The organism is Cellvibrio sp. PSBB023 (assembly GCF_002007605.1).
In the GTDB taxonomy this organism is placed as follows: Bacteria; Pseudomonadota; Gammaproteobacteria; order Pseudomonadales; family Cellvibrionaceae; genus Cellvibrio.
This window is the reverse complement of the sequence record NZ_CP019799.1, coordinates 1932256-1946375: the sequence shown is the minus strand read 5'-3', so window position 1 is coordinate 1946375 and position 14120 is coordinate 1932256. Positions and strand designations below refer to the sequence as shown.

13 protein-coding genes are annotated in these 14120 nt (G+C 50.8%); all 13 read left to right on the top strand.

Annotated elements, in window-relative coordinates; all coding sequences use genetic code 11:
* Nucleotides 1-83 precede the first annotated feature (83 nt).
* Entirely contained in the window at nucleotides 84-1541 is a 1458-nt protein-coding gene (gene ccoN / locus B0D95_RS08620) for a cytochrome-c oxidase, cbb3-type subunit I (protein ID WP_078043522.1), read from the top strand.
* A 10-nt stretch (nucleotides 1542-1551) separates the two neighbouring features.
* Nucleotides 1552-2163 (top strand): cytochrome-c oxidase, cbb3-type subunit II, encoded by a 612-nt coding sequence (gene ccoO / locus B0D95_RS08615; protein ID WP_078043521.1) that lies wholly within the window; start codon nucleotides 1552-1554, stop codon nucleotides 2161-2163.
* Nucleotides 2163-2348 carry a cbb3-type cytochrome c oxidase subunit 3 gene (locus B0D95_RS08610; RefSeq protein WP_078043520.1) on the top strand — a complete coding sequence of 62 codons (186 nt, stop codon included), beginning with the start codon at nucleotides 2163-2165 and terminating at the stop codon, nucleotides 2346-2348. Before ccoO ends, B0D95_RS08610 begins: the two co-directional genes overlap by 1 nt.
* A 24-nt stretch (nucleotides 2349-2372) precedes the next feature.
* Complete coding sequence (gene ccoP / locus B0D95_RS08605; protein WP_078043519.1) at nucleotides 2373-3290, top strand: cytochrome-c oxidase, cbb3-type subunit III; 918 nt, start codon at nucleotides 2373-2375, stop codon at nucleotides 3288-3290.
* Nucleotides 3291-3384: 94 nt separating this feature from the next.
* Nucleotides 3385-4824: a cytochrome c oxidase accessory protein CcoG gene (gene ccoG, locus B0D95_RS08600; RefSeq protein ID WP_246841759.1), complete on the top strand. Its 1440-nt coding sequence runs from the start codon at nucleotides 3385-3387 to the stop codon at nucleotides 4822-4824.
* Nucleotides 4825-4875: 51 nt separating this feature from the next.
* Nucleotides 4876-5421 carry a FixH family protein gene (locus B0D95_RS08595; protein WP_078043518.1) on the top strand — a complete coding sequence of 182 codons (546 nt, stop codon included), beginning with the start codon at nucleotides 4876-4878 and terminating at the stop codon, nucleotides 5419-5421.
* Between the two features lie 11 nt (nucleotides 5422-5432).
* On the top strand, nucleotides 5433-7877 hold the full coding sequence (locus B0D95_RS08590; protein WP_078043517.1) for a heavy metal translocating P-type ATPase: 2445 nt from the start codon (nucleotides 5433-5435) through the stop codon (nucleotides 7875-7877).
* A gap of 37 nt (nucleotides 7878-7914) precedes the next feature.
* Nucleotides 7915-8106 carry a cbb3-type cytochrome oxidase assembly protein CcoS gene (gene ccoS / locus B0D95_RS08585; RefSeq protein WP_078043516.1) on the top strand — a complete coding sequence of 64 codons (192 nt, stop codon included), beginning with the start codon at nucleotides 7915-7917 and terminating at the stop codon, nucleotides 8104-8106.
* Complete coding sequence (locus tag B0D95_RS08580) at nucleotides 8103-8945, top strand: sulfite exporter TauE/SafE family protein (protein ID WP_078043515.1); 843 nt, start codon at nucleotides 8103-8105, stop codon at nucleotides 8943-8945. Before ccoS ends, B0D95_RS08580 begins: the two co-directional genes overlap by 4 nt.
* Before the next feature lie 143 nt (nucleotides 8946-9088).
* Nucleotides 9089-10822 (top strand): hypothetical protein, encoded by a 1734-nt coding sequence (locus B0D95_RS08575; protein WP_246841758.1) that lies wholly within the window; start codon nucleotides 9089-9091, stop codon nucleotides 10820-10822.
* 35 nt (nucleotides 10823-10857) lie between these two features.
* The gene (gloA, locus tag B0D95_RS08570) at nucleotides 10858-11241 is read left to right on the top strand and encodes a lactoylglutathione lyase (protein ID WP_078043513.1); all 384 of its coding nucleotides are present in this window, start codon (nucleotides 10858-10860) and stop codon (nucleotides 11239-11241) included.
* A 108-nt stretch (nucleotides 11242-11349) separates the two neighbouring features.
* Complete coding sequence (locus B0D95_RS08565) at nucleotides 11350-12969, top strand: YdiU family protein (RefSeq protein WP_078043512.1); 1620 nt, start codon at nucleotides 11350-11352, stop codon at nucleotides 12967-12969.
* Nucleotides 12970-13048: 79 nt separating this feature from the next.
* Entirely contained in the window at nucleotides 13049-13855 is an 807-nt protein-coding gene (djlA, locus tag B0D95_RS08560) for a co-chaperone DjlA (protein WP_078043511.1), read from the top strand.
* Nucleotides 13856-14120 lie beyond the last annotated feature (265 nt).

Here is a 14120-nt window from a genome sequence, read left to right as displayed (position 1 = left end):
GATTGCCGTGAAGCTCCGTGTGGACAGATAGCACGGTTAGAGACAAACAAGATTTCATTTCTCTTAAGTAACAGGAAAGTCCTATGGGTAGTCATGCGACTGTAGCTGGAGATCCTCCAGTGTACGACCTCGATATAGTACGCAAGTTCTCCATTATGACCATTGTATGGGGCATAGTGGGTATGGGCGTTGGTGTACTTATCGCATCACAATTGGTTTGGCCCGGGTTGAATGACCTGCTGCAACCCTACACACACTTTGGCCGCTTGCGTCCTTTGCATACCAACGTGGTTATTTTTGCGTTTGGTGGTTGTGCTCTGTTTGCGACATCTTATTACGTAGTACAAAGAACCTGCCAGACGACTTTGTTTGGTGGTTGGTTAGTGCCATTTACCTTTTGGGGCTGGCAAGCTGTGATTGTACTGGCAGTAATCACCCTGCCACAGGGCATGACGACTACCAAAGAGTACGCCGAGCTGGAGTGGCCGATCGATATTCTGATCACTCTGGTATGGCTTGCTTATGCTGCCGTTTTCTTTGGCACTATCGTCAAGCGCAAAACCTCCCACATCTACGTGGCTAACTGGTTCTACGGTGGCTTCATTATTACCGTTGCCGTACTGCATGTTGTTAACAGCGCTGCCGTACCTGTGACCCTGACCAAATCTTACTCTGCCTATGCCGGTGCTGCCGACGCGATGGTGCAGTGGTGGTATGGTCACAACGCGGTAGGTTTCTTCCTCACTGCAGGCTTCCTCGGCATGATGTACTACTTTGTACCCAAGCAAGCCGGACGCCCTGTTTATTCTTATCAATTGTCTATCGTTCACTTCTGGGCGCTGATTTCTCTGTACATTTGGGCAGGTTCTCACCATTTGCACTACTCGGCACTGCCGGACTGGACCCAATCACTGGGTATGGTGATGTCCTTGATCCTGCTCGCGCCAAGCTGGGGCGGTATGATCAACGGTATCATGACGCTGTCGGGTGCATGGCATAAATTGCGTACCGACCCAACCCTCCGCTTCCTGGTTGTTGCCTTGTCTTTCTACGGTATGTCTACCTTTGAAGGCCCAATGATGGCCATCAAAAATGTAAACGCTTTGTCCCACAACACTGACTGGACCGTTGGTCACGTTCACTCCGGTGCACTCGGTTGGGTAGCAATGATTTCGATCGGTGCGCTGTACCATATGTTGCCCAAGCTGTTTAACCGCGAAGAGATGCACAGCGTTAAGTTAATCAACCTGCACTTCTGGTTGGCAACCGTAGGTACTGTTCTTTACGTAGTAGCCATGTGGATCAACGGTATAGGCCAAGGCCTGATGTGGCGTGCATTTAACCCCGATGGCTCCTTGACCTACAGCTTCATTGAAACTGTGGTGTTCAGCAAAGGTGGTTACATCATGCGTCTTATCGGTGGTGCTTTCTTCCTGACCGGTATGCTTGTAATGGCCTACAACACTTACCGCACCGTAAGAGCTTCCAAACTGGAAGCTGCTGCGGGCGCTACCCAGCCTGTTCAGGCACCAGCTGTTTAAGGGGAATGCCATGAAAGGTCATGAAATAGTAGAAAAAAATATCGGTTTGATGACAATTTTTGTTGTCATCGCCATTAGTTTCGGTGGTTTGGTAGAAATCGTTCCACAGTTCTTTTTGAAGGAAACAACTACCCCCATCGAAGGTTTGAAGCCTTATACCGCTGTTCAATTGGAAGGCCGCGATATTTATATCCGCGAAGGCTGCCATGTATGCCATACCCAGATGGTGCGCCCATTGCGTGCAGAAGTTGAGCGCTATGGTCACTACTCGGTAGCGGGCGAGTCTGTTTACGAGCATCCATTTTTGTGGGGCTCCAAGCGTACTGGTCCTGATCTGGCTCGCGTAGGTGGTCGTTATTCTGATGACTGGCACAAGGTACATTTGTTTAATCCACGCATTGTAGTGCCTGAATCCATCATGCCCGCTTATCCCTGGTTGTATGACAACAAGCTGGATGGCAAGCACACTGCAGCTAAAATGCGCGCGCTGGCTTCCGTTGGTGTTCCTTACACTGAGGAAGATATTGCCGGTGCTGCAGACGCTGTGAAAGGTGTGACGGAGATGGATGCGCTGGTTGCTTACTTGCAGAACCTGGGCATCTTGCTCAAAGAGAAGCGCTAATGGACACAGGTACACTCGGCGCTATTTCAACGGTTTTGGTAACTATTGCGTTTTTTGGCGTGTGTCTGTGGGCCTTTTCGCCCAAGCTGAAAAAGCGCTTTGAAGAAGATGCAAAGTTACCATTTGCCGATGATGAGCATCTCACCAAGCAGCCAGATAACAAGCAGACTGATGATCGTAAGTAATCATCGATTAGGGCGGATTTAACTATGAGTACTTTTTGGAGTCTTTGGATCACTATCCTGACAGTCACCAATCTGGTGTTGCTGTTATGGATTCTTTTTGCCAACCGTAAGCGTGCGGTGGTTGGCGAGGAGAACACGGAAGCAAAAACCACAGGTCATGAATACGACGGTATTGAGGAGTACGATAACCCTTTGCCGCGTTGGTGGTTTTTCATGTTTTTACTCACCTTTGTATTTGGCGCGGCTTATCTCATTATTTATCCGGGATTGGGCGCTTATAAAGGGATTGAATGGAAAGATACTGGTGCGTGGACATCAGTAGGCGAATTGCGTGGCGACCAGGCTGAAGCTGAAAAAATTTATGCAGAAACCTACGGCGTATACTCAAAAATGCCGATTGAAGACCTCGCCAGAAACTCCGATGCACTTAAGATGGGTTTCCGTTTGTTCGTTAACAACTGCGCTGTTTGTCATGGTTCGGATGGTGGTGGTAACCCCGGTTTCCCCAATTTGACCGACAAAGACTGGCTGTATGGCGGTACTCCCGAGAAAATTCTGGAGACTATCACCCATGGTCGTAAAGCCGCTATGCCGGCGTGGGGCGCATTGCTGGGCGAGCAAGGTATTGCTGACACGGCAGAATATGTGTTGAGCTTGTCCGGCGCTGATCATGATGCAGCAAAAGCAGCGGTAGGTAAAAAGCACTTTGATACCAACTGCGTTGCCTGTCACGGTGTTGATGGCAAGGGTAACCAATTGGTGGGTGCACCTAACCTGACTGATGATATCTGGCTTTACGGCGGTGAACCGGCAACGATTCGCCAAACCTTGCGTCATGGCCGTAACGGCGTAATGCCTGCCCAAAAAGACCTGTTAAAAGAAGACCGTATCCATTTGCTGGCCGCTTATGTGTACAGTCTGTCTTTAGATGATAACAACTAGGTTGTAGTACTGGTTGTTACACAAGGAAGGCGGGCCCAGGCCTGCCTTTTTTTTCGCCCTGTTTTTTTATGCCTGTTTAGTTGTTTGAGTCTTAATGCAACTAACCAACGAGGTGGTTCCCTTGAGTGAAAAACCCGCCAACACATCCCCCGACAATAAGCCGTCAGAGCCTGTCATTCGCTATGTAAATCTTTACGAGGCCGATGACAAAATTTACATACGGCGTATCACCGGCTTCTACCAGCGTTTGCGTCGTTACACCGGCGTACCGCTGATGCTGGGTTTTTTACTGCTTCCCTGGTTAGTGATCGATGGTCGTCCAGCCATGTTGTTTGATTTACCAGAGCGCAAATTCCATGTGTTGTGGCTGACGTTTTGGCCACAGGATGCTATGTATCTGGCGTGGTTGTTGGTGATTTCTGCATTTTTGCTGTTCACGGTAACGGTGTTGGTAGGCCGTGTGTGGTGTGGTTTTACTTGCCCCCAAACGGTATGGACACAAATGTTTATCTGGGCGGAATTTGTCTGTGAGGGCGACCGCAACAAACGCATCAAATTGGACGCCAAACCCTGGGGCTTTGAGAAGTTGTGGCGCAAGGGTGCCAAACAATTTATCTGGATTGCGATCAGCGTAATCACCTCCTTGACCTTTGTGGGGTACTTCACTCCGATTCGCGAATTGGTCGTCGGCTTTTTCACCTTTAACCTCGATTTGGTTCCCTTTTTCTGGGTAGCGCTGTTTGTGGGCGCCACCTATATGAACGCCGGTTTCATGCGCGAGCAGTTTTGCAAATACATTTGTCCCTACGCGCGTTTCCAGGCGGTCATGTATGATCAGGATACCCTGACCGTTTCCTACAACCCGCTGCGTGGTGAAAAGCGTGGCCCGCGTAAAGTGGGTGATGATTACAAAGCGCAAGGCCTGGGCGATTGTATTGATTGTTCCTGGTGTGTGCAGGTGTGCCCGGTGGATATTGATATTCGCGACGGTCTACAAGCCGAGTGTATCGATTGTGGTCTTTGTGTGGATGCCTGTAATAGCGTGATGGATAAGATGGATTATCCTCGCGGCCTGATCAGTTTTACCACTGAGGATGCGATCCAAAACGGTAAGACCAAAGTGTTCCGTCCGCGCCTGCTGGGCTACGGACTGATGCTAACCATTATGATCTCGCTGTTTGTCTATTCCATTGCAACCCGTGTTCCGGTTGGCCTGGAAGCACAGCGTGATCGCGGTGTGCGCATGTACCGCGTGGTAGGGCATGAGATTCAAAATGTGTATACCATCAAGATCAGCAATATGGATCGCAGTACCCATACCTATGATCTGGAAGTGGAGGGGGATTATCCATTTGCCATTGAAGGCTATCGCGCCATGCCCGCATTGGAAGGCGAAGTGCTGACCGTGCCGGTACGGGTTACTATTCCCAAATCTGAGTTGAAGACGCGCAAGAGCGAGATTCGTTTCCGTGTTCGTGCACGGGAGAATCCTGACCTTGTGGCTATTAATACAACGACCTTTATCGGCCCCTGAGTAAAAACGGGTTCAATACTGGTTTTGAATTGGATTTAACAGGTATTTCGTATGAGTGAGTTAGTTGAAGAGAATGCAAAACCCTGGTATCGCGAGTTTTGGTTCTGGTTTGTATTTAGCCCGCTGATTTACATCATCATCATGTGCAGCATCACCGTGACTATCGCCTTGAAAGGGGCGGATGATGTGATAGTGGATAACTATTACAAAGAAGGGCGCATGATCAATCAGGCGTTGGAACAGGATCAGCGCGCACGCGATTTGGGGTTAAGTGGTGATTTGCGTTTTGACCGTACCACGGGCGAAGTGGCATTGAGCATTGCCAACGCCCCCAGTGATGCCGGTTTGATGCCGGATTCTTTACTGTTGATGATGGGACACCCGGTAAAGGAAGAGAAAGACCAGCTTATTCACCTCAAGGCTATTGGGCCGGGAGAGTATCGCGGTGAATTGCTCACCAAACCGGAATACTCCTGGTATCTGACCCTTTATCCCATTGGCAATATTGATCTGCGTAAAGATGCAGCATGGACGCTCAGCGGTGAAATTGATTTTCGCCTTAACGAAAAAACAGGGCTGGCGCCGCGCGTCAAATAATCGGGTCATTCATGACATCGTCCACCGCGCACGCTCCCCAAGAGCAGGCTTGTTACCACTGTGGCCTGCCAGTTCCCGCAGCCAGTTATTACCCGGTCCGCATTCAGGGGGAAGCCCGCCTGATGTGTTGTCCTGGATGCCAGGCTGTTGCCATGGCTATTGTGGATGGGGGACTGGATAGCTTTTACCAGTTCCGGACTGCTGCAAATGAGCGTCCGGATGCGTTTGGTGACTCGCCCGCGCTGTCTGCCCAGCGCTGGGCAATTTACGACTTGCCAGAAGTGCAGACCGAGTTTGTTACACCGCTGACCGGCAACCTCAAGCAGGCCAACCTGCTGTTGGAAGGTATAACCTGTGCAGCGTGTAGCTGGCTGATTGAAACCCATCTTAAAAAAAATCCTGCTGTCAAATCGGTCACGGTGAACCTGACTACCCATCGATGCACGGTTATTTGGGATGATCAGACACCCCTGAGCGATATTTTTTCCGCACTCAATACCATAGGTTATGTGCCGCGTCCGGCAACCGATGACCAGCAGCAACAATTGATCAAAAAAGAAAACCGCATTGCCTTGTTCCGCATCGGTGTGGCTGGTTTTGGCACTATGCAGGCAATGATGGTCGCGGTGGGGATGTATACCGGCGCGACCGATTTCTGGTTGGATTTCCTGCGCTGGCTGTCCATGCTGGTCGCTACTCCCGTTGTGTTCTTTTCGGCCTGGCCTTTTTTCCAGGCAGCCTGGCGCAGTATTCAAATGCGCCATTTGGTAATGGATGTGCCGGTGGCGCTGGCCATTGGCCTGGCCTATCTGGCAAGTGTCTGGGCCACTATTACCAGTAGCGGCGAAGTCTATTTTGAGTCGGTCTCCATGTTCACCTTGTTTTTGTTGGTGGGACGCTATGTGGAGTTGCGTGCGCGCCATCGCAACCGCTTGGCATTTGGCAACCTTGCCCAGCTCATGCCGCTCACTGCTTGCTGTTTGCGTGTTGAAAATGGTTGCGAAGTAGAAGAATCCACACCGATCAAAACCTTGCAGCTGGGCGATCTTATTCTGGTGAAGGCGGGAGATACCTTTCCCTGTGATGGCCGGGTGGTTGCCGGTGAAAGTGCGGTTGTTGAGGCATTGCTCACCGGGGAATCACAACCGATCACAAAGAGGCCGGGCGATTTGGTGATTGCTGGCACCCTGAATAATCACAGTCCGCTAAAGGTCGAAGTGACTGCCTTGGGGGCGGCAACCCAGTTGTCGGCGATTGAGCGTCTTGCCAGTCAAGCCGCCGATGAAAAACCCCAGCAGGTACTGAGTGCTGATCGTATTGCGCGCTTTTTTATCGCGCGATTATTGGTGGTTTGCGCGGCGGTTTTTGCGTTTTGGTTGTGGTATCGCCCTGAGCATGCGCTCTGGGTCACCTTGTCGGTTTTGGTGGTAACTTGTCCCTGCGCTTTGGCCTTGGCCATGCCAGCGGCGCTGTCTGCGGCCACGGCCAACCTGCGTAAACGCGGGTTTTTAGTCGCGCGCGGGCATGTTATTGAAACACTCAATAGTGTGAATCGGGTGATTTTTGATAAAACCGGAACCCTCACCCAAGGCCAGTTTACTCTGGCAGAGGTGCGCCTCTTTGAGGCGACGCGGGAATCGCGCGATCAGTTGCTTGGCATAGCCGCAGCGCTGGAGGCTGGCTCCAATCACCCGCTGGCAGTGGCCTTTACTCCCTGGCAGGACGCCTACAAGGCAAGTGGAGTGAAACAAACGACCGCAGCCGGTGTGGAAGGGGAGATTGATGGTGTGCGTTATCGCTTGGGCACTGCTGGGTTTGCCAGTCAGCTCAGCAATGAAAATACGGCGCGTGAACTCCCACTGCCGGACGATCAGCAGATCTGGCTACTGCTGGCCAGCGAGCAACAGCCTCTGGCCTGGATCAGTGTGGTCGATGAGGTGCGGCCTGATGCTGCTGCGTTGATTGCGAGCCTTAAAGCCAAGGGAATTGCGGTTGAGCTGCTCAGCGGTGATCAAAGTGGTGCGGTTGCTCAGCTCGCTCGTCAATTGGGTATCGACGAGTTTATCGCGGGCGCTAAACCAGGCGACAAATTGTCGCACTTGAACCAGCGCCAGGCGGCAGGTGATAAAGTATTAATGATTGGCGATGGTATTAACGACATACCGGTGTTATCCGGTGCGGATGTATCAGTCGCCATGGCATCAGCGTCGGATTTGGCGCAAACTCGCGCCGATGCAGTATTGCTCAATGATCGTTTGGCCGTTTTGTCGGATGCGCTGGAGATTGCGCGCCGCACCAAGCGGGTGATAGGTCAGAATTTGCGCTATTCGCTGGTTTACAATCTGCTCGCCTTGCCCTTGGCGGCAGCGGGTATGATCCCGCCCTGGTTGGCGGCGATCGGCATGACCGCCAGTTCTCTGGTTGTAATTTTTAATGCACTGCGCTTGATGGATTGATTCCTTCCGGGGCAAGTGTCCTTACTGTAGGTCTGTGATGGAAAGTCTCTATTTTTTGGTTCCCTGCGCGCTTATTTTTATCGCCCTGGCGGTAAAAGCGCTGTTCTGGGCGATCAATAACGGCCAGTACGACAATCTCGATACTGAAGCGCATCGCATACTCTTTGAGGCCGAACAGGCCAAGAAAGAGGCTCCTGCCAAACCTGATTCAGTGAATACACCTGAATGATCATCGATAGTTCAGTAGTCGTTACCGCTTTTCTGCTGGGACTATTTAGTAGCGCCCATTGCATTGGTATGTGCGGCGGCATCATGGGTGCCCTGAGTATGGCTGTTCCTGCCTGCGAGCCCCGTCGCCGCTTTATTATTTTGTGTTCTTACAATATCGGGCGCCTGTTGAGCTATGTGTTCATGGGCATTTTGGTGGGGTTGTTTGCCCAACAAATAACGGCATCTGGCGGCGCCTCGGTATTGCGTTGGCTGGCGGGCTTATTGCTAATCGCCATGGGATTGTACCTTGCCAACTGGTGGCACGGATTAACCTATCTGGAGTCTGCCGGGCGTTATTTGTGGGCCTATGTCCAACCCATAGGTAAACGGTTGATGCCCGTTAATAGTCCTGCAAAAGGGGTGTTACTGGGGGCACTCTGGGGCTGGTTGCCCTGTGGCTTGGTTTACTCTGCCTTGGCTTACAGCATGGCTCAGGGGCATTGGGCCCTGAGTGGATTGACTATGCTGGCCTTTGGCGCCGGTACGCTGCCGAGCTTGTTGCTCGCGGGGATTGCCGCCCAACAACTTACACGCCTGCTACAGCTACGCCAATTGCGGTGGAGCATGGCGATCCTGATTATTCTATTTGGCTTCTGGACCCTGTGGGGTGCTGGCGGTCACGGGCATCATCATGATCACCAGCAAACCGCGCCTGCCGGTTCTGAGGCGCCTTCATCCCATGAGCATCACCACCGGTCCACTCCTGCAACTGAGGCGCAGGACGCGCACGAACACCATCACCAGCAGGCTTCTTCCGCAGCGGAGATGCCTGACTCTCACGAGCATCACCACCACTAACAAGCCTTTACAGCTCGCCGCTAGGCGTCTTAATTCCCCTATGCTAAGGTGCGCGCCTGCTATCCTGAACTTAAACAGTGACTGTTGAGTCCAAGAGAGACTGGTTTTCTGTGGTCACCTGAGCGAGCGTCCGAGACACTATTATGATGAAAGCCCCAGGTAAAGGGTTGCTAAAAAAAACTGGCTGTTGGTTTTGGGGGGCACTGGCGAGTGTATCTGTCTGTGCAGTGGCCGAAACAGAGTCCGATAATACCGTCATGGAAGAGGATGCCAGTTGCGTACCCTACCAGGCGAACAAGAGTAAAACACTTGCCATTACTGATGCCCATGCCAGGGTAGAAACCAATGTGTTTGAGGGCATGCAAGGTAAGCGCATCCGTCATATCCAATACAACACCTTATCTATTTTTGATAAAGACGATCCCCGCGAGAACAACAGTCTTTATCTTTTCCTCAATAAATTGCACATCAATACCCGCCCCCATGTGATTCGTGCACAGTTGCTATTTAGCGAGGGAGAAGCGTTTGATTTGCCGCGCGTGCAGGAAAGTGAACGTATTTTGCGCAAGCGCCCCTATTTGACCAACGCCTATATCCTGCCGCTTAACGTCTGTGATGATCAGTTGGATGTATTGGTCGTGACCCAGGACGCTTGGGCTCTGGAGCCGCAATTTTCTGTCAGTAAGGAGTCTGAAGGCACCAAGTCAGGTTTTGCCATTTCCGATGGCAACATCCTGGGGTCGGGAAACAGCCTAACGGTAGGCTATGAGGAAAATGCCCAGCGCAATCTGGTCAATTATGATTTCCGCAACCCGCACATTTTTAACTCCCAGATTGCTGTCAAACTCTACTACGCCGATACCAGCGATGGGCGCGACACCATTGTGGATGTATCCCATCCCTTCTATTCATTGCAGAGTCCATGGGCTGCTGGCTTTTACACCCAGGATGTCACCCAGGAACAAAAAATCCGGCACATGGATGAAAATATCAATGAATTCCAGCATCAGGCCATGAATAACCGGGTGTATTTTGGCCTCGCTACAGATATCACAGAGACCCACACCCAGCGCTGGCTGGTGGGTGTTTCCAATGAGGAAGATAATTTTTACAGCACCAGTGATACTACGCAGCCGCTGCCTTTGCAGCGCAAAGCTGTGTATCCCTGGGTTGAATACCAATACCTGGAAAATCGGTTTGGGGTGTTCAAAAACGTCAATCAAATCCAGCGTCCTGAAGATATAGCCCTCGGCCAGAACCTGGCATTTCGCCTGGGTTATGGTGGTACGGCGTTTGATAATACCGATGATGTTGTTCGTTATATCGGGAATTACACCAATATCATCGAAGTTGATAAGCACCACATTCTGGAAGCGGGCGTTACCATCGACGGTCGCCACTACCTGAATCTGGACAGCATCAGCACGGCCATTATCGGTTTTAATGTCAATTACAATTATTTTCAGGATGAAAAGCGCCGTTGGTATCTCGGCTTGCGCTACGACATAGGCCAGGATCTGGCCCAGCATGAAGAGTTAACCGTAGGTGATATTACCGGTTTACGCGGTTACCCCACCGACTTTCAGCGCGGCAACGAGCGCTATGTTTTTACCATCGAGCGCCGCTATTTCTCCGACCTGCATATCTTCAACCTGATGCGGGTTGGGACCGTGGTATTTTTTGATATGGGTAAAGCCTGGGGTATTGACGAATACGGTTATAGCCCGTTGCTGAGCAATGTGGGTGTTGGGTTGCGGTTTAGTTCGAGTAAGGTGCGCATCGGCAATGTTGTGCACGTGGACTTGGCCACACCGACAAGTGCGCGTGCCGGTCTGGATAAATACCAGCTCACCATTGGCGCCCAGCAACGTTTTTAACCGGTTATCCAAGAGAGTTATTGAAAGGTAGAGTTATGCGTCTTCTTCACACTATGTTGCGTGTTGGCAACTTGCCAAAATCCATCGAGTTTTACACCCAGGTTCTGGGTATGAAATTGTTGCGTCAACACGATTATCCTGACGGCAAATTTACCCTCGCGTTTGTTGGGTATGGCGATGAAGCCAACAACTCAGTGATTGAATTAACTTACAACTATGGCGTAGAAAGTTACGACCTTGGCAAGGGCTATGGTCACATTGCTTTGGGGTGTGAGGATGTCTATGCCACCTGCGATAAAATCCGTGCGGCAGGCGGTAAAATTGTTCGCGAACCTGGCCCTATGTTGCACGGCACTACCATTCTCGCCTTCGTAGAGGACCCGGATGGCTACAAAATTGAATTGCTCGGCGTAAAGTAATTATTGCACTGCCCGCATGGTCGGGCATATCACCTCCCTTGTCGCCACCGGTTACACCTCGCCTGGCGACTTAACTCTCGGAAACAGGCGCCATTTGCGCTGACCTCTATGAAAACTTCCCTGCATGAATTGCTGTTTGATAATCGCCTTGTGCGCGAGTTACCGGCTGATCCGGAAACGGAAAATTATCGACGTCAGGTGACGGGTGCGATTTATTCGCGCGTTAATCCTACGCCAGTAAGTAATCCCCAACTGTTGGCAGGTGCAGCCGAGGTCGCCGCATTACTGGATTTACCCGCCACCATTTTCCAGCACGCAGAATTTGCGCAGGTATTTGCCGGCAATCAATTATTGGCGGGCATGGAGCCTCATGCCTGTTGTTACGGTGGACATCAATTTGGTAATTGGGCAGGGCAGTTGGGTGATGGCCGCGCCATTAATCTGGGTGAGTTGCGCAATAGCAAGGGTGAGTATTGGACGCTGCAATTAAAAGGCGCTGGTCCCACACCTTACTCGCGCACTGCCGATGGTTTAGCGGTATTGCGCTCCTCGGTGCGCGAATTTTTATGCAGTGAAGCCATGTTTCATTTAGGCGTGCCCACAACACGCGCCTTGAGCTTGGTTACCACGGGCGAACGCGTTCGGCGCGATATGTTTTACGACGGCAACGCCCAATTTGAACCGGGCGCCGTTGTGTGTCGCGTTGCGCCCAGCTTTACGCGCTTTGGCAATTTTGAAATTTTATCGGCACGTGGCGATAACGAATTATTAAAGCGCCTGGCAGACTTCACCATTCGCACGGATTTCCCGCAGCTGTTATCGCCAACAACAACGGAGATTAACAGTGATATTTATCTGCGTTGGTTTACCGAAGTGTGTACGACAACGGCGCAGTTAATTGCCCATTGGATGCGTGTCGGTTTTGTTCATGGCGTGATGAATACCGACAATATGTCGATCCTCGGCTTGACCATTGATTACGGCCCTTACGGTTGGTTGGAAGGTTATGATCCGGATTGGACACCAAACACCACCGATGCGCAGGGCCGTCGCTATCGCTATGGCAATCAACCGCGCATTGCGCTGTGGAACTTGACGCAGTTGGCTAATGCGATTTACCCGCTAATCAATGCAGTGGAGCCATTGCAGGCAGCGCTTGAGCAATATCGTGCTGAATATGAGCGCTGCGCCCAGCGGGATATGGCGAATAAATTAGGTTTGCATCGTTTTGATCCGGAGCGCGACCAATCCTTAACAGATGATTTATTGGTTGTGCTGCAATCAGCCGAGATTGATATGACCATTTTTTATCGCCAACTTGCGCAATACGCGCTCGATGACATTGATCAATACACGGATCAACAGTGGTTTGATAAGGTGGCCTTGGCTTATTACGCTGAACCGACTGCAGAGGCTCGGTTCGCTATGATCAACTGGCTGCGTCGTTACGGGCAGCGGTTACAGCAGGATCGGGTGCTACACAATGTGAGCGATGCGGCGCGGCGCGCGGTGATGAATCGCGCAAATCCCAAATATGTGCTGCGCAATTATTTGGCACAGCAAGCCATTGATAGCGCGACAGCAGGGGATTTCTCCGAGGTTGAGCGATTGTTGCAACTGCTGCGCAACCCCTATGATGAACAGCCGGAATATGAATCCTATTATGCCAAACGACCAGAGTGGGCCAGACACAAAGCTGGTTGTTCCATGCTGTCGTGCAGTTCATAAAATTCGCAATTGATAAACCGGCAGTGCATAAACTGCCGTCAATTTTCATCTTCTATTTTTTACACCCTACAGGAACAGCATGATTAAGGTATTAGGTACAGTGTTGCGAATAGTATTGCGTGGCATTTTATTGCTTGTGGGTTTGGTGGGCGTTTTGTTAGGCGGGCTGCTTGGGTTTTTATTTTTGCTGTGGCGTCGCCATAAAAATACGCCCAAGCTCACTGCCCAACAGCGCGAACAAATTCAAACGACTTTTTTTAACAGTGTATTTTTATTATTGGGTTATCTCGCCAAGGCCGATGGTCGTGTGAGCGAAACGGAAGTACAGTTAACCGAAGCGCTGATGGTAAAAATGGGGTTAACGCCAGACCATCGCCGCGAAGCAATTCGTTTGTTTAAAAACGGTGCTGCCGCCGATTTTGATTTTGATGCAACCATTGCAGAGTTCAAACGCGTGTGTGGCGTGAGCCCGAATTTAAACAACATGCTGTTGGTCAACTTGGTAAATCTGGCCATGGCCGATGGGGTGCTGGACCAACAGGAGGCACAAGTTCTGCGCCAGTTGGCAGAAAAGTTGGGTTTCTCCCGCTTTGCCTTTGAACAATTGCTGCGAATGTTGAATGCGCAGGATGCGTTTAATCGCGAGCGCGGCAGTTACCAGGACGCTGTTCGTGGCGACGCCTTAACACTGGCATATCAGGCCTTGGGTGTCGATAAAACCGCAAGTGATGCGGAGTTAAAAAAAGCCTACCGGAAATTAATGAGCGAGTATCACCCCGACAAGTTGATCGGGCAGGGCATGCCAGAGGATATGATCAAGGCGGCCACGGAACGCTCACAGGAAATCCAATCCGCGTACGATCTCATTAAAAAATCTCGCCAGTAATATCATTTCCTTGTGCAGCGCCATCACTTGTTGTGTTGTGCGCTGTTGTCGCATTCTTCCTTTTCCCTGTCAGCTGATACCCGGTTAAAAATGTGATCTTGAAAGCATCTTTATGACAATCTGTTGACAACGTTGTCCTGTTGGGTGTATTTTTCAAGCGTGTGTTGGTTTTACTATTGATATAACAATCATAACAACCGTGTAGTAAGCCAAGGATCGATAAAAAACACAGGTTTAATTTAAAAATCTGCTGTTGTGTTCAATG

Excerpts from the sequence above, each read along its gene's own strand:
- djlA (WP_078043511.1), top strand. The coding sequence starts at position 13,049 with ATGATTAAGGTATTAGGTACAGTGTTGCGAATAGTATTGCGTGGCATT.
- B0D95_RS08580 (WP_078043515.1), top strand. The coding sequence starts at position 8,103 with ATGATCATCGATAGTTCAGTAGTCGTTACCGCTTTTCTGCTGGGACTA.
- B0D95_RS08590 (WP_078043517.1), top strand. The coding sequence starts at position 5,433 with ATGACATCGTCCACCGCGCACGCTCCCCAAGAGCAGGCTTGTTACCAC.
- ccoO (WP_078043521.1), top strand. The coding sequence starts at position 1,552 with ATGAAAGGTCATGAAATAGTAGAAAAAAATATCGGTTTGATGACAATT.
- ccoP (WP_078043519.1), top strand. The coding sequence starts at position 2,373 with ATGAGTACTTTTTGGAGTCTTTGGATCACTATCCTGACAGTCACCAAT.
- ccoS (WP_078043516.1), top strand. The coding sequence starts at position 7,915 with ATGGAAAGTCTCTATTTTTTGGTTCCCTGCGCGCTTATTTTTATCGCC.
- B0D95_RS08575 (WP_246841758.1), top strand. The coding sequence starts at position 9,089 with ATGATGAAAGCCCCAGGTAAAGGGTTGCTAAAAAAAACTGGCTGTTGG.
- ccoG (WP_246841759.1), top strand. The coding sequence starts at position 3,385 with ATGCAACTAACCAACGAGGTGGTTCCCTTGAGTGAAAAACCCGCCAAC.
- B0D95_RS08565 (WP_078043512.1), top strand. The coding sequence starts at position 11,350 with ATGAAAACTTCCCTGCATGAATTGCTGTTTGATAATCGCCTTGTGCGC.
- B0D95_RS08595 (WP_078043518.1), top strand. The coding sequence starts at position 4,876 with ATGAGTGAGTTAGTTGAAGAGAATGCAAAACCCTGGTATCGCGAGTTT.
- gloA (WP_078043513.1), top strand. The coding sequence starts at position 10,858 with ATGCGTCTTCTTCACACTATGTTGCGTGTTGGCAACTTGCCAAAATCC.
- ccoN (WP_078043522.1), top strand. The coding sequence starts at position 84 with ATGGGTAGTCATGCGACTGTAGCTGGAGATCCTCCAGTGTACGACCTC.
- B0D95_RS08610 (WP_078043520.1), top strand. The coding sequence starts at position 2,163 with ATGGACACAGGTACACTCGGCGCTATTTCAACGGTTTTGGTAACTATT.